General features: G+C 70.0%; 18 protein-coding genes. 9 read left to right on the top strand and 9 right to left on the bottom strand.

Annotated elements, in window-relative coordinates; genetic code table 11:
• Nucleotides 1-243: 243 nt before the first annotated feature.
• Both miaB and AB0A65_RS07260 read left to right on the top strand, forming a co-directional pair.
• Nucleotides 244-1,752 carry a tRNA (N6-isopentenyl adenosine(37)-C2)-methylthiotransferase MiaB gene (gene miaB, locus AB0A65_RS07265; RefSeq protein WP_359947710.1) on the top strand — a complete coding sequence of 503 codons (1,509 nt, stop codon included), beginning with the start codon at nt 244-246 and terminating at the stop codon, nt 1,750-1,752.
• 46 nt (nt 1,753-1,798) lie between these two features.
• Nucleotides 1,799-2,608, top strand: coding sequence for a class I SAM-dependent methyltransferase (locus tag AB0A65_RS07260; protein ID WP_359947707.1), 810 nt, complete (start codon nt 1,799-1,801; stop codon nt 2,606-2,608).
• A gap of 60 nt (nt 2,609-2,668) precedes the next feature.
• Here the strand turns inward: AB0A65_RS07260 and AB0A65_RS07255 are convergent, their stop codons facing one another.
• The 4 genes from AB0A65_RS07255 to AB0A65_RS07240 form a co-directional block, all read right to left on the bottom strand.
• A complete protein-coding gene (locus AB0A65_RS07255) occupies nt 2,669-4,531 on the bottom strand; it encodes an ABC transporter ATP-binding protein (protein WP_359947704.1) in 1,863 nt (620 codons plus the stop codon).
• The gene (locus AB0A65_RS07250; RefSeq protein WP_359947701.1) at nt 4,528-6,246 is read right to left on the bottom strand and encodes an ABC transporter ATP-binding protein; all 1,719 of its coding nucleotides are present in this window, start codon (nt 6,244-6,246) and stop codon (nt 4,528-4,530) included. Before AB0A65_RS07250 ends, AB0A65_RS07255 begins: the two co-directional genes overlap by 4 nt.
• Before the next feature lie 192 nt (nt 6,247-6,438).
• Nucleotides 6,439-7,188 carry a tyrosine-protein phosphatase gene (locus AB0A65_RS07245; protein WP_359947698.1) on the bottom strand — a complete coding sequence of 250 codons (750 nt, stop codon included), beginning with the start codon at nt 7,186-7,188 and terminating at the stop codon, nt 6,439-6,441.
• Nucleotides 7,189-7,347: 159 nt separating this feature from the next.
• Nucleotides 7,348-8,565: a DUF349 domain-containing protein gene (locus AB0A65_RS07240; RefSeq protein ID WP_359947695.1), complete on the bottom strand. Its 1,218-nt coding sequence runs from the start codon at nt 8,563-8,565 to the stop codon at nt 7,348-7,350.
• Between the two features lie 109 nt (nt 8,566-8,674).
• Here AB0A65_RS07240 and miaA point away from each other — a divergent pair, with 109 nt between their 5' ends.
• Nucleotides 8,675-9,634 (top strand): tRNA (adenosine(37)-N6)-dimethylallyltransferase MiaA, encoded by a 960-nt coding sequence (miaA, locus tag AB0A65_RS07235; RefSeq protein ID WP_359948675.1) that lies wholly within the window; start codon nt 8,675-8,677, stop codon nt 9,632-9,634.
• On the opposite strand, the gene AB0A65_RS07230 is transcribed toward miaA, so the two are convergent.
• The 5 genes from AB0A65_RS07230 to nadA form a co-directional block, all read right to left on the bottom strand.
• Nucleotides 9,591-10,586 (bottom strand): aldo/keto reductase family protein, encoded by a 996-nt coding sequence (locus AB0A65_RS07230; protein ID WP_359947692.1) that lies wholly within the window; start codon nt 10,584-10,586, stop codon nt 9,591-9,593. The genes miaA and AB0A65_RS07230 overlap by 44 nt on opposite strands.
• A gap of 60 nt (nt 10,587-10,646) precedes the next feature.
• The gene (locus AB0A65_RS07225) at nt 10,647-11,726 is read right to left on the bottom strand and encodes a WG repeat-containing protein (protein ID WP_359947689.1); all 1,080 of its coding nucleotides are present in this window, start codon (nt 11,724-11,726) and stop codon (nt 10,647-10,649) included.
• Nucleotides 11,727-11,856: 130 nt separating this feature from the next.
• A complete protein-coding gene (locus AB0A65_RS07220; RefSeq protein WP_359947686.1) occupies nt 11,857-12,507 on the bottom strand; it encodes a DUF3043 domain-containing protein in 651 nt (216 codons plus the stop codon).
• Nucleotides 12,508-12,576: 69 nt separating this feature from the next.
• Entirely contained in the window at nt 12,577-13,902 is a 1,326-nt protein-coding gene (murA, locus tag AB0A65_RS07215) for a UDP-N-acetylglucosamine 1-carboxyvinyltransferase (protein WP_359948673.1), read from the bottom strand.
• Between the two features lie 291 nt (nt 13,903-14,193).
• Nucleotides 14,194-15,360, bottom strand: a complete 1,167-nt coding sequence (gene nadA / locus AB0A65_RS07210) for a quinolinate synthase NadA (RefSeq protein WP_359947683.1) — start codon at nt 15,358-15,360, stop codon at nt 14,194-14,196.
• A gap of 108 nt (nt 15,361-15,468) precedes the next feature.
• On the opposite strand from nadA, the gene AB0A65_RS07205 reads away from it, so the two are divergent.
• The 6 genes from AB0A65_RS07205 (at nt 15,469) to AB0A65_RS07180 (ending at nt 21,876) form a co-directional block, all read left to right on the top strand.
• On the top strand, nt 15,469-16,572 hold the full coding sequence (locus AB0A65_RS07205; protein ID WP_359947680.1) for a glycerate kinase: 1,104 nt from the start codon (nt 15,469-15,471) through the stop codon (nt 16,570-16,572).
• A 168-nt stretch (nt 16,573-16,740) separates the two neighbouring features.
• The gene (gene erpA / locus AB0A65_RS07200) at nt 16,741-17,124 is read left to right on the top strand and encodes an iron-sulfur cluster insertion protein ErpA (RefSeq protein WP_359947678.1); all 384 of its coding nucleotides are present in this window, start codon (nt 16,741-16,743) and stop codon (nt 17,122-17,124) included.
• Nucleotides 17,125-17,274: 150 nt separating this feature from the next.
• Nucleotides 17,275-17,979 carry a hypothetical protein gene (locus AB0A65_RS07195; RefSeq protein WP_359947675.1) on the top strand — a complete coding sequence of 235 codons (705 nt, stop codon included), beginning with the start codon at nt 17,275-17,277 and terminating at the stop codon, nt 17,977-17,979.
• 214 nt (nt 17,980-18,193) lie between these two features.
• On the top strand, nt 18,194-19,858 hold the full coding sequence (locus AB0A65_RS07190; protein ID WP_359948671.1) for an ABC transporter substrate-binding protein: 1,665 nt from the start codon (nt 18,194-18,196) through the stop codon (nt 19,856-19,858).
• A gap of 94 nt (nt 19,859-19,952) precedes the next feature.
• On the top strand, nt 19,953-20,963 hold the full coding sequence (locus AB0A65_RS07185) for an ABC transporter permease (protein ID WP_359947672.1): 1,011 nt from the start codon (nt 19,953-19,955) through the stop codon (nt 20,961-20,963).
• Nucleotides 20,956-21,876, top strand: a complete 921-nt coding sequence (locus AB0A65_RS07180) for an ABC transporter permease (protein WP_359947669.1) — start codon at nt 20,956-20,958, stop codon at nt 21,874-21,876. The genes AB0A65_RS07185 and AB0A65_RS07180 overlap by 8 nt, the downstream gene beginning before the upstream one ends.
• The last annotated feature ends 2 nt before the right edge of the window (nt 21,877-21,878 follow it).

Here is a 21,878-nt window from a genome sequence, read left to right as displayed (position 1 = left end):
GGCGGCACGCAGGCCACCTTATAAGGACGGTGGGGGCCGCACAAGACCGGACAAGGATAAGTTTGGGCGACTAGCGGGCTTTACCGTGAACAATCAGGGTGAACATCGCGCACTCTGTGAAAGGTTGTGAACGGGCGGACGAACGACAGTGCACTGTGGGCGGTGTGGCGACTGCGCAGCGTCACCGACCGGTCGCGCTCCCGGCCCTGATCGTGTGACCGGCCTCGCGTCTATCCTGGGGGAGTGGTTGCGAACGGTGTGAAGACGTACCAGGTGAAGACGTACGGCTGCCAGATGAACGTGCACGACTCCGAGCGCATCGGGGGCCTGCTCGAAGCGGCGGGCTACGTCCCGGTCGAGGGGGAGTCGGCGCCGGACCTCGTCGTGTTCAACACGTGCGCGGTGCGCGAGAACGCCGACAACAAGCTGTACGGCAACCTGAGCCACCTCGCGCCCGCGAAGCGCGCCAACCCGGACATGCAGATCGCCGTGGGCGGCTGCCTGGCGCAGAAGGACCGCGGCGAGATCGTCAAGCGCGCCCCCTGGGTCGACGCGGTCTTCGGCACGCACAACATCGGCTCCCTCCCGGTCCTGCTGGAGCGCGCCCGCCACAACCGGGCCGCCGAGGTCGAGATCCTGGAGTCCCTGGAGACCTTCCCCTCGACGCTGCCGACCAAGCGCGAGTCCACCTACTCCGGGTGGGTGTCGATCTCCGTGGGCTGCAACAACACCTGCACGTTCTGCATCGTGCCCGCGCTGCGCGGCAAGGAGAAGGACCGCCGCCCCGGCGAGATCCTCGCCGAGGTCGGTGCGCTGGCGGCCGAGGGCGTCTCCGAGGTGACCCTCCTGGGCCAGAACGTGAACACGTACGGCGTCGAGTTCGGCGACAAGCTCGCCTTCGGGAAGCTCCTGCGCGCGTGCGGGGAGATCGAGGGCCTGGAGCGCGTCCGCTTCACCAGCCCGCACCCGAAGAACTTCACCGACGACGTCATCGCCGCCATGGCCGAGACCCCGAACGTCTGCCACTCGCTGCACATGCCGCTCCAGTCCGGCTCCGACCGCGTCCTCAAGGAGATGCGCCGGTCCTACCGGTCTGGGAAGTACCTGGAGATCCTCGACAAGGTCCGCGCGGCCATGCCCGACGCGGCCATCACCACCGACATCATCGTGGGCTTCCCCGGCGAGACCGAGGAGGACTTCCAGGCCACCCTCGACGTGGTCGAGGAGGCCCGCTTCTCCAGCGCCTTCACGTTCCAGTACTCGATCCGCCCCGGCACGCCCGCCGCGACCATGGCCGACCAGATCCCCAAGGCCGTCGTGCAGGAGCGGTACGAGCGGCTCGTGGCCCTCCAGGAGCGCATCTCCTGGGAGGAGAACCGCAGGCTCGAAGGGACCGAGGTCGAGGTCCTGGTGACCGCCGGGGACGGCCGCAAGGACGAGGCCACCGGCCGCCTCTCGGGCCGCGCCCGCGACGGCCGCCTCGTCCACTTCAACGTCACCCCTTCCGAGACGGACCCTGCGGGGAACGCGGAGGGCGTGCGCCCCGGCGACGTGATCACCACCGCGATCACCTACGGCGCCCCGCACCACCTCGTCGCCGACGGCCCGGTCCTGAGCCACCGCGCGACCCGCGCGGGCGACGCGTGGGCCTCCGGCAAGGCCACGAAGCTCCCCGGCGTCAGCCTCGGGATGCCCTCGATCGGCCGCAAGCCGCTCCCGCAGCAGGAGGCCCCCGGCTGCGGGTCCTGCTGACCCGGCGCATGATCCGGACCGCCGCCGCCCGTGCCAGAATCGGGCGATGGAACAGGAAATCGACGTACAGGCCAAGCGGGACCAGATGTACGGGGAGCTGGACCTGGGCTCGCTGACGCTCTTCTCCGGGTCCTTCATCAACTACGGGTACTGGGACGCCATCGCCCCCGACCGCGACATCACCCTCGCCGAGCGCACCGCCAGCCAGGCCGAGCTGTACCGGCAGGTGCTCGCGCGCCTCCCCACGCCGCCGGGGGTGGAGCTGCTCGAACTCGGCTGCGGCATCGGCGTCGGCACCGCCCTCGTCGCCCGCGAGTACGCCGCCTACACCACCGGCCTCGACCGCTCGAAGGCCCAGCTCGCCCGCGCCGCCGACGTCAACGCCGAAGCCCTGAAGATCCTCTCGGGCCGCCTGGAGTTCCAGGAGGGCTCGGTCACCGACCTCCCCTTCCCCGACGCCTCCTTCGACGGCCTCTACTCCGTTGAGGCCCTCCAGCACGTCGACGACCTCGCCGAAGTCGCACGCGAAGCCCACCGCGTCCTGCGCCCCGGCGGCCACTTCGCCGCCGCCACGTTCTTCACCACCGGCGACGCACCGGCCGACGCCCCGCTCGCCGACCTCATCGAGACCGTCGCCTCCGGCATCGACGTCCTCCACCCGGTCGACGCCTTCGCCGCCGACCTCGACGCGGCCGGGTTCGCCCAGGTCGCCGTCGAACCCGTCGGCGACCACGTCTGGCACCAGTTCGACCGCTGGATCGCCCAGACCGAGTACCGCAACTCCTGGGGCCGCAACTGGCTGCGCTGCTACGAGAACGGCTGGATCGACTACTACATCCTCAGCGCCCGCCGCTGAACCCGGCCGCGCCCGGACACGCCGCGGGGCCGGGCCCCCGGCCCGGCCCCGCAGCACGCCTCAGACGAGCGAGTCCTCCCACTGGCGGTGGAGGGTCGCGTACTCGCCGCCGTGGTCGATGAGCTCGTCGGGGCGGCCGTCCTCGATGATGCGGCCGTGCTCCAGGACCAGGACGCGGTCCGCGATCTCCACAGTGGAGAGGCGGTGGGCGATGATGATCGCCGTGCGGTCGGCCAGGATCGTGCGCAGGGCCCGCTGCACCAGGCGCTCCGACGGGATGTCGAGCGACGACGTGGCCTCGTCCAGGATCAGCACCCGCGGGTCCGCCAGGAACGCCCGCGCGAACACCACCAGCTGCCGCTGCCCCGCCGAGAGCCGCCCGCCGCGCTTGCGCACGTGCGTGTCGTACCCGTCCGGCAGCGCGTCGATGAACTCGTGCGCACCGACCACCTTGGCCGCCTCCACGATCCGCTCCCGCGGAGCGCCCGGCATCCCCAGCTCGATGTTCTCCGCGATCGTCCCGTTGAACAGGAAGTTCTCCTGCGTGATCATGACGACGTTCCCGCGCAGGTCCGCCTCCGACAGGTCCCGCAGGTCCACGCCGTCGAGCGACACCGAACCCGAGCCCGGGTCGTAGAACCGGCTCACCAGCTTCGCGATCGTCGTCTTCCCCGCGCCCGTCGCGCCCACCAGCGCGAGCGTCTGGCCGCCCGGGACGCGCAGGTCCAGACCCGGCAGGACCACCTGGTCCTCCCGGTACCGGAACTCCACCGCGTCGAACCGCAGCTCACCGCGCGCCGACTCGATCCGCTTGGGCTCCAAAGGCTCCGGCACCTCCACCGGCTCGTCCAGGACGCCCGAGAGCTTCTCCAGCGCCGAGGTCGCCGACTGGAGCACGTTGTAGAACTGCACCAGCTCGTTCAGCGGGTCGAAGAACCGCTTCATGTACAGCAGGAACGCCGCCAGCACGCCCAGCTCCGTGTTGCCCTGCATGACCTGCCAGCCGCCGAACAGCAGCACCACCACCGTCGCCAGGTGCCCGATGCCGCGCATCCCGCCCGACATGAACGCGTTCTGCTGGTGCCCCTTCGCCTGCGCGAACTGGTTGTCCGTGTTCAGGCCCGCGAACAGCTCCCGGTCCCGCGGCTCGCGCCGGTACGCCTGCACCGCGCGCACCCCGCCCATCGACTCCACGAAGTACACGATCAAGAGCGCCACGGTCTCGCGCGCCTTGCGGTACGCCACCGCCGACACCTTGCTGAACCACCGGCCCAGCAGCAGCATCAGCGGGAACGTCAGCAGCGACACGGCCGCCAGCAGCGGGTCGATCACCAGCATCACGATCGTGATCGTCACGACGTTCAGCGCCGCCAGCACCAGGTCGTCGACGCCGTTCTCCGTCATCTCCCGGATCGACTCCATGTCCGAGGACTGCCGGGCCGTCACGCGCCCCGACGTGAACCGCTCGTGGAACGACACCGACAGGTCCTGGAACTTGCGGAACACCCTGCCGCGCAGCGCGAACAGCATCGCGTTGCCGACCTTCGCCGACTGCGCGACGTACAGCCGCACGCACACGTACTTCAGGACCGACACGAACGCGAACACCACGCCGATCCCGATGATCATCGAGTAGTCGCCGCGCTCGGAGATCGCCGGGATCGCGTTGTCGATCCCGAACATGACCAGCAGCGGCGTCGCCATGCTCGTGAAGTTCTGCACCACCAGGATCGCGCACAGGAACGCGATCCCCTTCTTGTGCGGGCGCATCATCCACCCCAGCAGCGCGCGGCTCTTCAGCCGCAGCTCCCTGATCGACTCCGCGTCGTCCACTTCGGCGCTCGTGCGGTCCGCCTCCGCGGACTCCGCGCGACCGCGCCACGCCGCGTGCTTGTCGGGCTTCTCGGTCTCGGTGACGGTCACGCCGCAACCTCCTCGGACTCGGCCGACAGCACGTCGACGTACTCGGGACTGGACGCCATCAGGTCGGAGTGCCGCCCGAACGCCGCGATCCGGCCCTCGTGCAGCAGCGCCACCTTGTCCGCCAAGGCGACGGTGGACGGCCGGTGGACCACGACCAGCGCGGTCGTGTCCCGCAGGACCTGCGCGAGCGCCCGCTCCACGAGCTCCTCGGTGTGCACGTCGAGCGCGGACAGCGGGTCGTCGAGGACGAGCACCGCGGGCCGCACGACCACGGCGCGGGCGAGCGCGAGGCGCTGGCGCTGGCCGCCGGACAGGGACAGGCCCTGCTCGCCGATGCGGGTGTCGAGGCCGTAGGGCAGGTCGTAGACGAACTCGGCCTGGGCGACGCGCACGGCCTCTTCGAGGTCCGCTTCGCCGGCGCCGGGGCGTCCGAGGGCGAGGTTCTCGCGCACGCTCATGGAGAACAGCGTGGCCTCCTCGAACGCGGTGGTCACGACCGAGCGGAGGTTCTCCAGCTTGAGGTCGCGGATGTCGGTGCCGTCCAGGAGGATCCGTCCGGCGGTGGGGTCGTTCAGGCGCGAGGGCAGGGACACGAGCGTGGTCTTGCCCGAGCCGGTCTTCCCCGCGATGGCGACGGTCTCGCCGGGCTTGACGCGCAGGTCGACGCCCGCGAGCACGTCCTTCGTGTCGTCCTCGAACGCGAAGCGCACGCCCTCGAAGACGAGTTCGCCGCGGACCTCGCTGCGCTCGATCACCTTGGCGTTCGGGCGGTCCTTGATCGCCGGTTCGGTGTCGAACACGTCGTAGACGCGGTCGGCCGCCGTCATGGCCTCGTTGCCGTGGGCCATGACCCAGCCCGATGCCTCGATCGGCCACAGGAGCGCGAGCTGCAGCATGATGAACGCGGTCAGGTCGCCCACGGACATCGAGCCGTTCGCGACCATGACCGCGCCGAGCACGAGGACCCCGCCGACCGCGGCGGTGGCGATGGCGTCATAGCCCGACCAGGACCGGGACGCGATCATGCTCTTGAAGATCGAGCGCGACCGCAGCTCCTCGGCCTCCTTCTCGAAGCGCGCGGCCATGAGCGGCCCGCGCCCGAGCGCCTTGATGGCGCGGATGCCGAGCGCCGACTCCTCCGCGGCGCTGGAGACCTCGCCGGACTGGTCCTGCTCGGACCTGGCCGCGGGGAGGTACTCGCGGAAGAACTTGCGGCCGATGAGGAACAGCGGGACCGCCGAGGCCGCGACGATGAGGGCCAGGCGCCATTCGATGAACAGCAGCTGCCCCATGATGATGGCGATCATGCCGATCGAGGTGATCGCGAAGACCAGGCCGCCGGCGAAGAACCGGCGGACCATGCCGAGGTCGGAGGTGACGCGGGCGAGGAGCTGCCCGGTCTGCCACCGGTCGTGGAACCCGGTGTGGAGCACCTGGAGGTGCTCGTACAGGGCGCCGCGGATGTCGGCCTCGATGGCCATCGCGGTGGTGGTCTGGAAGTAGCGCCGCACGAGGTTGAGCACTGCGTCGGCGAGGCCGAGCACCGCGATCACGGCGACGATCGCCCACAGCGCCTGGACGTCCTTGTGCGCGATCGGCCCGTCGATGGCCCGGCCGACGAGCGGCGGGATCGCGAGGCCGGAGACGATGTTCAGCAGCACCATCGACCACAGCAGTGCGAGTCGGTACCGGTACGGGTGCAGGTACTTCTTCATCCGCCAGAGGTTCGTCAGCGCCGTCTGACGTTCGGGGGGATTGTCGGATTCTTCTGGAGTTTTCAACCGCTCTGAGCCCACCGTTCAAAGCTACGAGCCGCCTACGACATTGTGCAATCGATTTCCCACCTGCCGACCGGTAAGGAGCGGGCGGGGTGCGGGCCCCGCCCGCGCCCGGCCGGTGGAGGAGCCCTAGTGGAGGAGCTGCTCGCGCAGCGCCTCGGACCGGTCGAACCCGGTGGCCGTCACGTAGTCGCGCATCGACCCGAAGCGCTCCTTCATCTCCGCGATCGTCTCCGCCATCGCCTCGGCGGGGGTGGTGAGGCCGCTCTCGGCGGCGGGCTTGCCGAGGTTCGCGTCCCGCCACGCGCGCCAGCGGGCGATGCCGACGTTCGACAGCGCGTAGTCCGCGGCGATGTCGGCCTCGTCCACGCCGAGCACCGACAGGAGCGCGGCCGCGACCAGGCCCGTGCGGTCCTTCCCGGCCATGCAGTGGAACAGGACCGGTTCACCGGAGGCGATCACGTCGAGCGAGTCGCGCACCGACAGGTACCCCGACTCGAACATGCCCGTGTACCGCTGCCGCAGGAACGGGACGACGTCGGCGCCCTCGGGGTACTCGCGCCCGATCGCCTCCCACCTGACGTGCATCAGCTCGAAGTGGTGGAACTCGACGCCCGCGGTCTCGGGGAACCGCCCGGCGATGTCCCACTCCTCCGCGCGGCGCAGGTCGATGACGTGGCGTACCCCGAGCCGGTTCACCAGCAGGTCCACGTCCGCTTCGGTGACCATCCCGAGGTTGTCGGAGCGGAAGACCCGGCCGGTCCTGACCTTCTTCCCGTCCGCGGCGTCCCAGCCGCCCACGTCGCGGAGGTTGAAGACCTTCTCGGCGTCGATGAACTGGTGGGGGAGCGTTTCAAGTGCGGTGCTCTTGAACGACATGATGCCGCCTTCCTGTCTGGGGGACATGGTCGGTTGCGGGCAAAGCGAACGGCGCGGACCGGTGCGGTCCACGCCGTCGTAGCCCTGCTCCATTATCCCGACCGGTGGCGGAACGCCCTCATGCGTCCCAGCGAACCCCGGGGAAACGGCAGTAGTCGTCTACTTCGAGCCCTCGGCCAACGTCAGGAACTGCTTCTTCCCGGCCAGCTCCGACTCGGCCTTCTTGATCCGGCCGGCGTTCCCGTCGGCCTTCGCGCGGGCGAGCTTCTCCTCGGCCTCGGCGACCTGCTGGCGCATCTGGAGCAGCAGCGGGTTCTCCTCGACCGGGACCTTGCGCCACGCGGTGTCGAGCGCGTCGCGGAGCTTGTCTTCGACCGTGCGCAGGCGCCGCTGGAGCTTCGCCTGGTTCTTGCGCGGGACCGCGCCGATGTCGTGCCAACCGGCCTGGAGGTCGCGGAACGCGTTCTGCGCGGCCTTCGGGTCGGCCTCGATGTCGAGGGCCTCGGCCTGCTTGAGCAGCTCCTCCTTGGCGGCCTGGTTCGCCTCCAGCTCCGCGTCGCGGGCCGAGAAGACCTCGGAGCGCGCGTTGAAGAAGACGTCCTGCGCCGCCCGGAACCGCTTCCACGCCTTCTGCTCGGCGTCGGGCGCGAGCCGCCCCGCGTCCTTCCACTCGGCCATGAGGCCCTTGAGCGCGTCGGCCGTCGGCCCCCAGTCCTGGGAGGTCGACAGCGCCTCGGCCTGCGCGATCAGCTCCTCCTTCTTCGAGCCGATCACCTTGCGCTCGGCGTCGAGCTGGGAGAAGTAGGCCCCGCGGTGGCGCGTGAACGTGTCGCGCGCGGCGGAGAAGCGCCGCCACAGCTTCTGATCGGTCTTCCGGTCGACCCCGTGGATCGCCTTCCACTCCTCGATCATCTCGCTGAAGCGCTGCCCGGACGCCTTCCAGTGGCTGTCGCGGGACGCCAGGTCCTCCGCCTCGGCCACCAGGGCCTCCTTGGAGGCGACGGCCTCGGCGCGCTCGGTCTCCTTCGCGGCCTTGAACTCGCCGAGCTTGTCCTCGGCGTGCTTCGACAGGCCGTCGAGGCGGGTCGCCAGGCCCTCGACGTCCCCGACCACCGCGGCCGTGTCCAGGCCCTCGCGGAGCTTGCGCAGCTGCGAGGCGGCCTGCTCGACGTCGGCGGACTCCGAGTTCAGGCGGGCGGCGATGAGATCGACCTCGACCACCAGGTCGGCGTACTTGCGCGCGAAGTGCGCGAGGCCCTCATCGGTGGAGCCGGCCTGCCAGGAGCCGACCGCGCGCTCGCCCGACGAGGTCTTCACATAGACCGTGCCGTCGGCGTCGATGCGGCCGAAGCTGGTCCAGTCTCCGAGGTCACTCATCGCGGTAATCTCAAATCCTTCACACGAACTTAGGGACGTATTTCCCGTACCTTACGGTGGTCGGCGGGTCGCCGCCAGCCGGGTGGGGGCCGCGCGAACCGAGGGGGTCATTCAATTGAGGAGCGTAGTCGGCGGCAACCCAACCCTACAACCGCCGGTGATCGCCGTCGTAGGCCCCACCGCGGCCGGGAAGACCGCCCTGTCGGTCGCGCTCGCCGAGGCCCTGGGCGGCGAGGTCGTCAACGCCGACTCGATGCAGCTGTACCGCGGCATGGACATCGGCACCGCGAAGATCACCGCGGCCGAGCGCCGCGGCGTCCCCCACCACGTGTTCGACGTCCTCGACGTCACCGAGGCGGCCGACGTCGCCGGGTACCAGCGCCTCGCCCGCGAGGCGATCGACGCGATCCGCGCCCGCGGCAACCGGCCGATCCTCGTCGGCGGCTCCGGCCTCTACGTGCAGGCCGCGCTCGACGAGATGGACTTCCCCGGCACCGACCCCGAGATCCGCGCCCGCCTCGAAGCCGACCTCGAACGCGACGGCTCCGCCGCCCTCTGGGAGCGCCTCAAGGCCCGCGACCCCGAGGCCGCGAAGGCGATCCTGCCCTCGAACGGGCGCCGCGTCGTGCGCGCCCTCGAAGTCGTGGAGCTCACCGGCTCCTTCACCGCCTCGCTCCCCGAGCCGAAAGCCCACTTCGACGCCGTCCGCATCGGCGTCGACCTCGACACGGCCCTCCTCGACGAGCGCATCGAGCGCCGCGTGCGGACCATGTGGGACGCGGGACTCCTCGCCGAGGTCCGCGACCTCGAAGCGAAGGGCCTGCGCGAGGGCCGCACCGCCTCCCGCGCCCTCGGCTACCAGCAGGTCCTCGCCCACTTCGCCGGCGAGTACGGCGAGGACGAGGCGTTCCGGCTGACCGCGCAGGGCACCCGCCGCTTCGTGCGCCGCCAGCGCTCCTGGTTCAAAAGGGACGGCCGCATCGAATGGTTCGATGCGGCCGATCCCCAGCTCGTTCAGAAGGCGATCACGCGCGCGGGTTCGGCGCCGTCGTCTCCTTCGGGTCGGTGACCGACACCGGCGCGAACAGCTCGTTGATCTTCGCGTAGACGTCCTCGGGCAGCTTCACGCCGACGGCCTTGACGTTCTCCACGACCTGCTCGGGACGGGTCGCGCCGATGATCGCCGCGGACACGTTCGAGTTCTGGAGGACCCACGCGAGCGACAGCTGCGCGATGGTCAGGCCCAGCTCCTCGGCGATCGGGCCGAGCTGCTGCACGCGCTCCAGGACGTCGTCCTTGAGCCAGCCCTCGACGAACCGCCCGAACTTCGGGTCGGCGCCGCGCGAGCCCGCGGGGGCCGCCTGGCCCGGCTTGTACTTGCCCGACAGCACGCCGCCCGCGAGGGGCGACCAGACGATCTGGCCGATGCCCAGCTCCTCGGAGGCCGGGACGACCTCCTCCTCGATGACCCGCCACAGCAGCGAGTACTGCGGCTGCGAGGACACGAGCTGGATCTTCAGTTCCTTGGCGAGCGCGGCCGCGGCGCGGATCTGCTCGGCGTTCCACTCGGACACGCCGATGTAGTGGGCCTTGCCGGAGTGGACCACGTCGGCGAACGCCTGCATGGTCTCCTCAAGCGGGGTCTCCACGTCCCAGCGGTGCGCCTGGTACAGCTCCACGCGGTCGGTCTGGAGGCGCGTCAGGGAGTTGTTGATCGACTCCTTGATGTGCTTCGCGGAGAGGCCGCGGTCGTTCTTGCCAGGGCCCATCGGCCAGTAGACCTTGGTGAAGATCTCGATGCCGTCGCGGCGCTGGTCCTTCAGCGCCCGGCCGATGACCTCTTCAGCGGCGCCCTGCGCGTACACGTCGGCGGTGTCGAAGGTGGTGATCCCGGCTTCGAGGGCGGCGTTCACGCACGCGATCGCGGCGTCCTCCTCCACCTGCCCGCCGTGGGTGATCCAGTTGCCGTAGACGAGTTCGGAGATAACGAGGCCAGAGCGGCCGAGATGACGGAATTCCATGGGTACAGAGCCTACCTGCCGTGCGGCTAGCCGCAAAGGCAACCGCGATCACAGCGGGGGCTAGAGCGGCCCGTCGTCGATGGACACGGCTGCGTCGAGGTGCCGCAGCGACTCGGCCCGGTCGGAGCGCACGGGCATGAGCTCGTTGCCGTCGAACCCGAGTGCGCCCCACGAGTACCCGTCGGTGACGAGGAACCCGGCGGGGTGGACCTCGACGCGCTGGTAGCGCGGGGGGACGACGACCCGGCCGGTCTTGTGGACGACGATGACGCGGCCGCGCTGGGCGGCGACGGCGACGCCGTTGACGAACCCGGTGACGGTGCGCCCGTCGGCGGTGGGGGTCTCCATGGACCCGTAGAGCATCGGGACCACGACCGTCCCGTTGCGGTCGATGGCGCCCCAGTCGGCCTGGCAGACGGCGGCGACGCCGCCGCGGAAGTCCCCGGCCTGGCTGAACGCGGCCTGCACGACGGGCCGCCCGTCGTGCCCGAGGTACCCGAAGCGGCCGGTCTGGGGGTCCTGGAACCGCTCGGGGGCGGGGTGCCCGGCCCGCTCGGCCCAGCCGCGCGGGGGCGCGCCGAACCCGTACTTCGCGGCGTGCTCCTCGATGAGGCTGAGCGCGGTCTCCACGATCTGCATGACGAAGCCGTGCGGGTTCTGCTCGGAGGCGCGCTGGACGTGGATGAGGGACTCGGTGATGCGGCCCTGCGCGATGCACGAGAGCCCGGCGTAGGCGCGGACGGCCCCGGTGAGGGTCCGTGGCAGCTCCCCGGCCTCGGCGAGCGCGAACAGCTGGTCGGCCTCCTCATAGCGGCCGCGCACGCGCAGGATCTGGGCGAGGCGGGCGCGGGCGGGGGCCAGGAGCAGGTCGGCGCCGACGGCCTCGGCGTACTTGACGGCCGCGGCGGCGTCGACCTCGGCGCCGTCGAAGTCGCCGAGCACGCGGAGGATGACGGCCCGCACCCCGAGGAGCCGCGACTGGTCGGCCTCGGCGGCGTGCCGGGCGAGCCGGAGCGTGGCCTCCTCGCGGATCTGCTGGAGGGCGACGGTGTCGGCGATGGCGTGGCGCATGGTGGCGCGATCGAGTGGGCCGAGGGCGCGGAACAGCCCCGCCCGCAAGTCCGCCGCGACATCAACCACGTTGACTACTTTCCGGGGTCAGAGAGGGCTACGTCAGTATCGAGGGTAAGCCATCGGGACCGGGGAGGGACAGTCGAGCGACCCCGGGCGCGATCGCTTCGTGGTTGCGGGGCCGGGCGGCCCCGCCTGGTCATTTGACGATCTTGCCGAGGTCGTCCTCGGTGGCCTTGTAGCTCATGCGGGCGCGCGGGTTGCGCATCGAGCGGGGCATGATGCTCCGCTGGATCGCGTACCAGTTCAGCCCGGCCGTGCGCTGCGTCGTCTTCGGGAAGCGCTTCTGGACGATGCGCTTGACCTTGCGGGTGAGGAACACCGACTCGACGACGATCGCGCCGGTGAGGACCAGGAGCGCGATGAACAGGTAGCTCTGGAGCTGGACCGAGCCGGTGGAGAGGATGAGGATCGCGAACGCGGCGAACATGTAGTACTGGCCGATGGACCAGCGGGCGTCCACGATGTCGCGCACGAGCAGCCGCTCGGCCCCGCGGTCGCGGGGGAGGTGGTACTTGTCGAAGAGCGGGTCGCCCTTCCACTGGCCCTCGGCGATGCGGGCCCGCTCGGCCCTGACGTCCTCGCGGGCCTGCTTCTTCTGCTCCTTGGTGAGCGGGCCGGACTTCTTCGCGGCCTCCCGCTTCTCCTTGTTCGTGAGCGGCGGGTTCACCGGGGGGCGGGCCTTCGACTGGTTGGGCCGCTTGGGCGTGGCCTTCCCCTTCTTGTCCGTGGCCGAAACCGGCTTCGGTTCCTCGGTTTCGGGTGCTGCCTGAACGGACTTCTTGGCCACGGACGATCGGCCTTCCTCAACTCGCTGCGGGCGGTGGTCCTGCAAGCATACCTACGTCCCGAACACCGCCTATTTCGTGACAGGCCGCTCGATCTTCGCGCCGAGGCCGAGGAGCTTCTCCTCGAAGTTCTCGTAGCCGCGGGAGATGTAGCGGTCGACGCCGTAGACGCGGGAGGTGCCCTCGGCGGCCATGGCCGCGATGAGGTGGCTGAAGCCCGCGCGCAGGTCGGGGATCTGGAGGTCGGCGGCGTGGAGCTTCGAGGGCCCGGCGATGACGGCCGAGTGCAGGTAGTTGCGGCGGCCCCAGCGGCACGGGGTGCCGCCGAGGCAGTCGGAGTACAGCTCGATGTTGGCGCCCATGCGGCGCAGCTCCGAGGTGTAGCCGAAGCGGTTCTCGTACACGGTCTCGTGCATGATCGACAGGCCGTCGGCCTGGGTCAGCGCGACCACGATCGGCTGCTGCCAGTCGGTCATGAGCCCGGGGTGGACGTCGGTCTCCAGGGCCACCGGCTTGAGGGGCGTGCCCGGGTGCCAGAAGCGGATGCCGCCCTCGTTCGGGTCGTCGTCCACCTCGTAGGCGCCGCCGATGGAGCGGAACACGTTGAGGAACGTCATCATGTCGGCCTGCTGGGCGCCGCGCACGAACACGCTGCCCTCGGTGGCGAGCGCCGCGGAGGCCCACGACGCGGCCTCGATGCGGTCGGGGAGCGCGCGGTGCCGGTAGCCCTTGAGCTCGTCGACGCCGACGATCTCGATCACCCGGTTGGTGTGGACCTTGATGATCGCGCCCATCTTCTGGAGGATGCAGATCAGGTCGACGATCTCGGGCTCGATCGCGGCGTTGCGCAGCTCGGTGGTGCCCTTCGCCATGACGGCGGTGAGCAGGACCTGCTCGGTGGCGCCGACCGACGGGTACTCCAGCTCGTAGCGGATGCCGTGGAGGCCGTTCGGGGCGGACAGGTGGGTGCCGGAGGCGTCCTTCTCGACGACGGCGCCGAACTGGCGGAGCGCGTCGAGGTGGAAGTCGATGGGGCGGCCACCGATGTTGCAGCCCCCGAGGTCGGGGATGAACGCGCGGCCGAGGCGGTGCAGGAGCGGCCCGCACAGGAGGATCGGGATGCGGCTGGTCCCGGCGTGGACGTTGATCTCCTCGACGCCGGCGGACTCGACCGAGGTGGGGTCCATGTAGAGCGTGTCCCCGTCGAGCTCGACGTCGACGCCGTGGACGCGCAGCAGGCCGGTGACGACCTCGACGTCGCGGATCGCGGGCACCGAGCGCAGGACCGACGGCGACGTCCCCAGGAGGGCGGCGACCATCGCCTTGGACACGAGGTTCTTCGCCCCGCGGACGGTCACCTCCCCTTCGAGGGGGGTGCCGCCGTGGATGATCAGCATGTCTTCGGGGGTGGCGTCGGTGCTGCTCAACAGATCTCCTCGGATGGAAGGGAGTACTGGTCTCGGAAGCCGGGAAGCGTCAATGCGACGGCCGTCTCGCGGAGACGTCTCGTTCACCGGAAAACGACTTGGCGGACCAACGATAACGGAATAGCCACATGGAAAACGCCCAGGTAGCCGGATAACCCTCGGTGATCATGCGCACCCGCGGCCTCCATGACTACACGTTCGAGGGGCCCGGAATCGTTCACCTCGTGGCCCACTTGTGGCGAACGACTCCGGGCCTCGGGGCTACGGCAGTGCGAGCATCCGGTCGAGCGCCTCGCGCGCGTAGACGGCGGTCTGCTCGTCCACGGTGATGACGTTGGGCACGCGCCCGGCCACGAGCTCTTCGAGCGCCCACACCAGGTGCGGCAGGTCGATGCGGTTCATGGTGGAGCAGTAGCAGACCGTCTTGTCCAGGAACGAGATCTTCTTGTCCGGGAAGCGGTTCGCCAAGCGCCGCACCAGGTTCAGCTCGGTGCCGATGGCCCACGAGGAGCCGGGCTCGGCCGCTTCGAGCAGCTTGATGATGTACTCGGTCGAGCCGACGTAGTCGGCGGCCTCGACGACCTCGTGCTTGCACTCGGGGTGGACGAGGATGTTCACGTCGGGGTCGACGCGGCGCATCTCCTCGACGCATTCGAGGGTGAACCGGCCGTGGACCGAGCAGTGGCCCTTCCACAGGATGATCTTCGCGTTCCGCAGCTCGTCGTCGGTGAGGCCGCCGTTCGGCTTGTGCGGGTTGTAGAGCACGCAGTCGTCGAGCGAGTAGCCCATGTCGCGGACCATCGTGTTGCGGCCCAGGTGCTGGTCGGGCAGGAACAGGACCTTCTCGCCGTGGTCGTAGGCCCAGCGCAGGGCCCGCTCGGCGTTCGAGGAGGTGCAGACCAGGCCGCCCTCGCGGCCCACGAAGCCCTTGATCGCGGCCGTGGAGTTCATGTAGGTGACCGGGACCGTGACGTCCGCGATGCCGACGCGCTGGAGGTCCTCCCAGCACTGCTCGACCTGGGACGCGGTCGCCATGTCGGCCATGGAGCAGCCCGCGGCCATGTCGGGGAGGACGACCTGCTGGTGGTCGCCGGTGAGGATGTCGGCGCTCTCGGCCATGAAGTGGACGCCGCAGAACACGATGTACTCCGCGTCCGGCCGCGCCGCCGCCTGCTGCGCGAGCTTGAACGAGTCGCCGGTGACGTCGGCGAACTGGATCACCTCGTCGCGCTGGTAGTGGTGGCCCAGGACGAAGACGTTGCCGCCCAGCGCCTCCTTCGCGGCCTTCGCGCGCGCGACCAGGTCGGGGTCGGAGGGCGCGGGCAGCTCGCCGGGGCAGTCGACGCCGCGCTCGGACCCGGCGTCGGAGCCGCGGCCGAGGAGCAGGAGCGCGGTCTGGGTGTTCGCAGGTTCAGTGAAGCCCGTCATGGCCGCAATCCTAGACCTTTCCGAGCCTTCCTCGGTCTGCTCGAATCCGCGATGTGAACTCCGGAAAGCGGTTACCGCATCGTTCACGTCATCCACTACCCTCTAGGTGTGCGCATCCTCATAGCCCCCGACAAGTTCGCCGGAACCATGAGCGCCGGCGAGGCCGCCGACGCCGTCGCCGCAGGCTGGCTGCGCGCCCGCCCCGGCGACACCGCCGAGACGCTCCCGCTCGCCGACGGCGGCCCCGGGTTCGTCGAGGTCCTCGCCCGGTCCAAGCCCGGCGCCGAACTCCGCACCGTCGACGTCTGCGACCCGCTCGGGCGCCCCGCGAAGGCCGACTACCTCCTGGACGGCGACACGGCCTACATCGAGTCCGCCGCCGCCTGCGGCCTCCACCTCCTCGGCCCCGGCGAGCGCGACCCCCTCGGCGCCACCACCTACGGTGTGGGACTCCTCATCTCCCACGCCGTCGAGCACGGCGCCCGCCGCGTCGTCGTCGGCCTCGGCGGCTCCTCCACCACCGACGCCGGCGCCGGGATGCTCACCGCCCTCGGCTGCACCTTCCGCGACGCCGCCGGGCGCCCGATCCCCTACGGCGGCATCGGACTCCCCGAGACCGCCGCGGTCGAATGGCACCCGCGCACCCGCGGCGCCGAGTTCATCGCCGCCACCGACGTCGACTCGCCCCTCCTCGGCCCCCACGGCGCCGCCCACGTCTTCGGCCCCCAGAAGGGCGCCGACCCGCAGCAGGTCGCCTTCCTCGAACAGGCCGTGGCCCGCTTCGCGGCCACCGCCGAAGCCGCCGCCGACCGCCCCGGCGCCGCGAACCTCCCCGGCGCCGGAGCCGCCGGGGGACTCGGGTTCGCGCTGTTCCTCCTCGGCGGCACCCGCGCCTCCGGAGCCCGCCTCACCTGCGACGCCGTCGGACTCGACGCGAAGATCGCCGCCGCCGACCTCGTCATCACCGGCGAGGGCTCCTTCGACGCCCAGAGCCTGCGCGGCAAGCTCGCCGCCGAGGTCGCCTCCGGCGCCGCCGCCCACGGCAGACCCTGCCTCGTCATGGCCGGGCGCTCGGACCTCGACGCCCACCCGGACCTCGCGGGCGTGCACTCCGTCACCGAACTCCTCGGCAGCGCGAAGGAGGCCATGGCCCGGCCCGCGGAGGGACTCAGCGCACTCGCCGAGAAAGTGGCGGGGGAATGGCACGGATAGGTACCGTCGGACACCGGCCGTGAGATCGCGTCACCCATTTCCGAAGTGTTGCGGACTGTGTCCGGGCTTCGCCACGGGAATAAGGACGCGCCTGATGCGGTTGGGTACTGTTGACGGGTCGAATGGGCCCGGTCGACCCGGGTCTCGCACACATCAAGGGAGTAGCAAGTGAGCGCCACTCAGCAGGCTGACACCGAGCAGTCGAACGACGCCAAGGACACCGCCAAGGTCGGCGTCGTGCTCACCGAAGCCGCGGCCACCAAGGTCAAAGCCCTGATCGAGCAGGAAGGCGAGGAGGGCCTGCGCCTGCGCGTCGAGGTCAGCCCCGGCGGCTGCTCCGGCCTGCGCTACGGCCTGTACTTCGACACCGACGTGCGCGACGGCGACGTCGTCCAGGACTACGAGGGCTTCGGCGTCATCGTCGACAAGATGAGCGTCCCGTACCTCATCGGCGCGAACATCGACTTCGCCGACCGCATCGACGCCCAGGGGTTCACCATCGACAACCCGAACGCCCAGGGCTCCTGCGCCTGCGGCGACTCGTTCCACTAGGCCCCCGGCCAGACTCGCGCAGCCCGGTCGGACGCTTTCGCCGACCGGGCTTCGCCGTGCGCTAGGCTTGGCGCCCCCCGCCGGACGCATCGCTTTCGTCCCGCGCTTTCCTTTTCCGATCTTCCCGTCCCCGATGCGAGGACCAGCTCAGTGGCACTTGTCGTGCAAGGCATGAAGACCGCCGTCACCGGAACCACCGCCGAAGCCGTCGGCAACGGCCTCGCCCGCCTCGGGCAGGCCCCCGTCGTCCTCGGCGGCGACGAGCTCGACCTCATCGAGGTCATGGAGCGCGGCGGCTCCCTCGGACTCATCCACATCGGACCGTCCGAGGCCAAGGCCATGCACGCCTACGCCGACCAGGCCCGCGACCTCGGCCTGGAGTTCAGCGCCGACCCCGGCGACCTGGAGGGCGAGGAGGCCGTCGAGTTCTTCTCCGGCGCCAAGTTCCTCGTCACCAGCGAGGACCGCTACCACCTGCTCCAGGCCACCACCGGCCTCGCCGACGACGAGATCCTGGAGCGCGTCCGCGTCCGCGTGACCACACTGGACCAGGACGGCGTCGAGATCGCCGGACACGACATGGACCGCGTGCGCGTCCCCTTCGCCCGCGCCCGCGAGATCATCGACCCCGCAGGGGGAGTCGAGGCGTTCACCGCCGGGCTCCTCGCCGGGCTCGGCTGGGGCATGAGCCTGCGCCGCGCCTCCGAGGTCGGCAGCCAGCTCACCGCGCTGGCGCTCGAATCGGTCGGCCCGCAGGGGTACTCGGTCAACCCGGTGGACTTCGTGAACCGCCTGGAGCAGTCCTACGGCCCCGCCGCGGCGGCCGAGGCGTCCGCCTACCTGTTGCCGGAGTGAACTCACGGGTCTTCTCGACCCGCAACGGAAACTCTGCTCTCATAAAGCGGGATTTAGCCGGTCACACGGGCGTCACACTGCACGTGCAAGGTCTCTGCTTACCGTCCGACAGGTAACGATTTCACAACGCACTCTTTTATTCTGTTGTGTTGTGCGACATGGTGTGAGTTATCCCACGACCCACTCACACTCTGGAGCGTTCCCAGTGCGACGAATGCGAATGACGGTGGCCGCCATGGCGGTCGCCGGTCTCGCGGTATCCACCGCGGCCTGTACCGGCGACGAAGGCGACGTCGACGGTGAAGGCGGGGCCAGCGGCGGCACCGTCAACATGCAGATCGGTGAGATCCGCAGTCTCGTCCCGGGCGGCTCCGGCGAGTCCGAGGGCTACCGGATCATCAAGAACGTCTACGACGGCCTGGTCTACTACGACCGGGAGACCGGCGAGCCCGAGAACCTGGTGGCCGAGGACATCACCTCGCCCGACAACCAGGTCTGGACGATCAAGATCAAGGACGGCCTCACCTTCCAGAACGGCGAGCCGGTGAACGCCGACGCGTTCATCCGCTCCTGGGACCGGACCGCGTACGCGTCGAACGCGCTGCCGCTCAACTACTTCTTCGGGACCTTCGAGGGCTACGCGGAGATGAACCCCGACCCGCTGCCCGAGGACCAGTGGGCCGACCCCGAGGTCACCGAGTGGGCCCCGATCGAGACCACCCACCTCTCCGGCGTGACCCCCGTCGACGACCTGACCATCGAGGTCAAGCTGACGGCGCCGTTCATCGGCTTCCCGACGATGCTCGGCTACGAGGCGTTCTACCCGGTCGCCGAGGCGTGCCTGGACGACCTCGAAGCCTGCGAGGCCCAGCCGATCGGAAACGGCCCCTTCATGTTCGAGGAGCCCTACGACATCGAGTCCGGCGGCACCGCGGTCCGCTGGGAGGACTACGCGGGCGACATGCCGGCGCAGATCGACGCCGTCAACTGGAAGGTCTACCTCGAAGGCGACGACTGCTGGGCGGACTTCCTCACCGGCGACATCGACGTCTGCCGCCCGACCGCGGCCGACTACGAGAACGCCATGAACGACCCCGACCTGGAGTCGCGCCACATCCAGCAGGACGACCCCTCGATCCTCATGCTCGCGTTCCCGCTCTACGACCCGCAGTACCAGGACGTCAACCTGCGCCGCGCCATCTCGATGGCGATCGACCGCGAGGGCGTCGCGAACGTCGTCGGCCCCGAGCGCTTCTACGCGCTCGACCAGTGGGTCCCCGACTCGATCCTCGGCGGCGGCACGCACTCCTGCGGCGAGTACTGCACCTACGACCCCGAGGCCGCGGCCCAGCTCCTCGAAGAGGCCGGCGGCTGGCCCGAGGGCGTGAAGATGCAGATCTGGGTGAACGACGCCGCCGACAACGTGGACATCTTCCGCGCCATCGGCGACTCGATCTCCCAGTCCCTGGGCATCCAGTACGAGCTCGTGACGCTCGACTTCCCCGAGTTCCTCGCCACCCGCGAGGAGCACAACCTCGACGGCCCGTTCCGCTCCGGCTGGGGCCCCGACTACAACCTGAACGAGAACTACCTGGAGCCGATCTACGGCGGCGGCGAGGCCACCAACGACCAGGGCTGGGCCAACGCCGACTACGACGCGAAGATCGCCGAGGCCGGCGCGGCCGCGACGCTCGACGACGCCGTGGCGCTCTACGCCGAGGCGGAGGCGATCCTCGCCGCCGACATGCCGAGCGTCCCGGTGTTCGGCGAGCGGTTCAACTACTTCTACACCGACCGGCTCGAGAACGTGTACGTCCACCCGATCTACAGCGGTCCGGGCGGCGACTGCGAGCTGCGCGAAGTCACGATCGCCGAGTAGCGCCTACAACTGAAGACCGCCCGGGCGGGACCGGCGCGGCTGCGAGAGCACGCCGCGCCGGCCCCGCCCGGGGGCTCTGGAATTGGAAACCACCATGGGACGCTACGTGATCCGCCGCCTCCTCCAGGCGCTGCTGACCCTCGGGATCGTGCTCTTCCTGCTCCACTACCTGACCGCCCTGTCCGTCCAGATCAGGGGCAACCCGGCGCTGCTGTTCTTCGGCGGCGACCGCACCCCCGACCCGAACATGCTCGCGCAGGTCGAGCGCCTCTACGGCCTCGACAACAAATGCTATGAGCGCGTGGGCGACCCGTGCCTGTCGCCGTTCGTCGACCGCCTCCAGAACTTCGTGCAGGGCGACTTCGGCACCACCCTGAACGGGAACCGGGACGTCGGCCAGCTCCTCGGCATCTACATCCCGAACACCCTGCGGCTGTTCATCTTCGCGACGATCACCCTGGTGGTCGTCTCGATGGTGCTCGGCACCTGGGCCGCCCGCCACCGCGGCAAGTTCATCGACCACACCGTGCGCGGCACCACGATCCTCGCCGACTCGATCCCGGTGTTCCTCATCCTGCTGTCCTACGTGTACATCGTGGCGGTCCCGCTCACGCGGTGGGCCAGGGACATCTGGGGCACCGAGTCGTTCATGGGCCAGGTGTTCAGACCCAACTACAACCCCGACTACCCGTGGACGACGATCATCATCCCGGGCATCATCGTGGGCACCGTCGGCCTCGCCTCCATGACCCGCCTCATCCGCGCCAGCCAGCTGGAGAACCTCGGCTCGGACTTCGTGCGGACCGCGAAGGCCAAGGGCCTCAAGCCGATGCGCATCACGATCGTGCACGTCATCCGCAACTCGCTGATCCCGATCGTCACCGGCATCGGGTTCCTGTTCGCGTTCATGCTCTCCGGCGCCGTCCTCACCGAGGGCGTCATGGGCATCCCGGGCATGGGCCGCATGATCTTCCAGGCGGTGCAGCGCCAGGAGGGCAACCTCGTCATCGTCGGCCTCACGGTCTCGGCGGTCGTCGTGGTCTTCGTGAGCCTGATCGTCGACCTCCTCTACGCCGCACTCGACCCGAGGATCCGCTATGAGTGAGCTGACCGCCCCGACACCGGCCGCCGAGCGGCAGGCGTCCCTCTGGTCGGACGCCTTCCGCACCATGCGCAAGCGCCCCGACGTCATCGTCGCGACCGTGGTGCTGCTATTCGTGTTCACGATGGCCGCGTTCCCGGGCCTGTTCACCGACCAGGACCCCACGGTCTGCTTCGGCCGCGACGCCAAGCTGCGGCCCGACCGGTGGTTCTCCGGCGAGCATCCGCTGGGGACGGACGCGTTCGGCTGCGACTTCGCCGCGACCCTCGTCCACGGCACCCGCCCCACGATCGCGCTGGCGCTGAGCGTCATCGTCGCGTCGGTCGTGGTGGGCCTGGTCCTGGGCATCCTCGCGGGGTTCTACGGGGGCTGGGCCGACACGGTCATCTCCCGCGCCCTCGACGTGTTCATCGTGATCCCCATGCTCATGGGCGCGGTCCTGATCCTGAGCCTGTTCCGCGGCCGCGTCTCGACGGACACGCTGATAGAGACGATCGCCGTGCCGTTCCTCGCCCTCTCGCTGTTCGGATGGATGGAGTTCTGCCGCTACACGCGGGCGGCCACATTGGAGACGAAGAACCTCGACTACGTGGTGGCCGCCAAGTGCCTCGGCGCGAGCGACCGGCGGATCATGTTCAAGCACATCCTGCCGAACGCGATCGTCCCGGTCACGGCCGTCGTGCCCACCACCATCGGCGGCATCATCGTCACCGAGGCGGCGCTGGCGGTCCTCGGCATCGGGGTCCAGCCGCCCGCGACCTCCTGGGGCGTGCTGCTGTCCAAGGGCACCGAGTGGGCGGGCGGCGGGTACGTCTACCTGTTCGCCTGGCCGCTGGGGATGCTCGTCCTGACCGTGTTCGCGTTCGCGACCTTCGGGGACGCGCTGCGCGACGCCCTCGACCCGAAACTGAGGTGAAA

The organism is Glycomyces sp. NPDC047010 (genome assembly GCF_040644205.1).
Taxonomy (GTDB): Bacteria; Actinomycetota; Actinomycetes; order Mycobacteriales; family Micromonosporaceae; genus Glycomyces.
This window is presented reverse-complemented; position numbering and strand designations above follow the sequence as displayed.

What these genes read in the sequence shown, in the direction of transcription:
- AB0A65_RS07260 (WP_359947707.1), top strand. Translation starts at nt 1,799, where the DNA reads ATGGAACAGGAAATCGACGTACAGGCCAAGCGGGACCAGATGTACGGG.
- AB0A65_RS07250 (WP_359947701.1), bottom strand. Translation starts at nt 6,246, where the DNA reads ATGAAGAAGTACCTGCACCCGTACCGGTACCGACTCGCACTGCTGTGG.
- AB0A65_RS07245 (WP_359947698.1), bottom strand. Translation starts at nt 7,188, where the DNA reads ATGTCGTTCAAGAGCACCGCACTTGAAACGCTCCCCCACCAGTTCATC.
- AB0A65_RS07240 (WP_359947695.1), bottom strand. Translation starts at nt 8,565, where the DNA reads ATGAGTGACCTCGGAGACTGGACCAGCTTCGGCCGCATCGACGCCGAC.
- AB0A65_RS07230 (WP_359947692.1), bottom strand. Translation starts at nt 10,586, where the DNA reads ATGGAATTCCGTCATCTCGGCCGCTCTGGCCTCGTTATCTCCGAACTC.
- murA (WP_359948673.1), bottom strand. Translation starts at nt 13,902, where the DNA reads ATGCTGATCATCCACGGCGGCACCCCCCTCGAAGGGGAGGTGACCGTC.
- nadA (WP_359947683.1), bottom strand. Translation starts at nt 15,360, where the DNA reads ATGACGGGCTTCACTGAACCTGCGAACACCCAGACCGCGCTCCTGCTC.
- AB0A65_RS07190 (WP_359948671.1), top strand. Translation starts at nt 18,194, where the DNA reads ATGCGAATGACGGTGGCCGCCATGGCGGTCGCCGGTCTCGCGGTATCC.
- AB0A65_RS07185 (WP_359947672.1), top strand. Translation starts at nt 19,953, where the DNA reads ATGGGACGCTACGTGATCCGCCGCCTCCTCCAGGCGCTGCTGACCCTC.
- AB0A65_RS07180 (WP_359947669.1), top strand. Translation starts at nt 20,956, where the DNA reads ATGAGTGAGCTGACCGCCCCGACACCGGCCGCCGAGCGGCAGGCGTCC.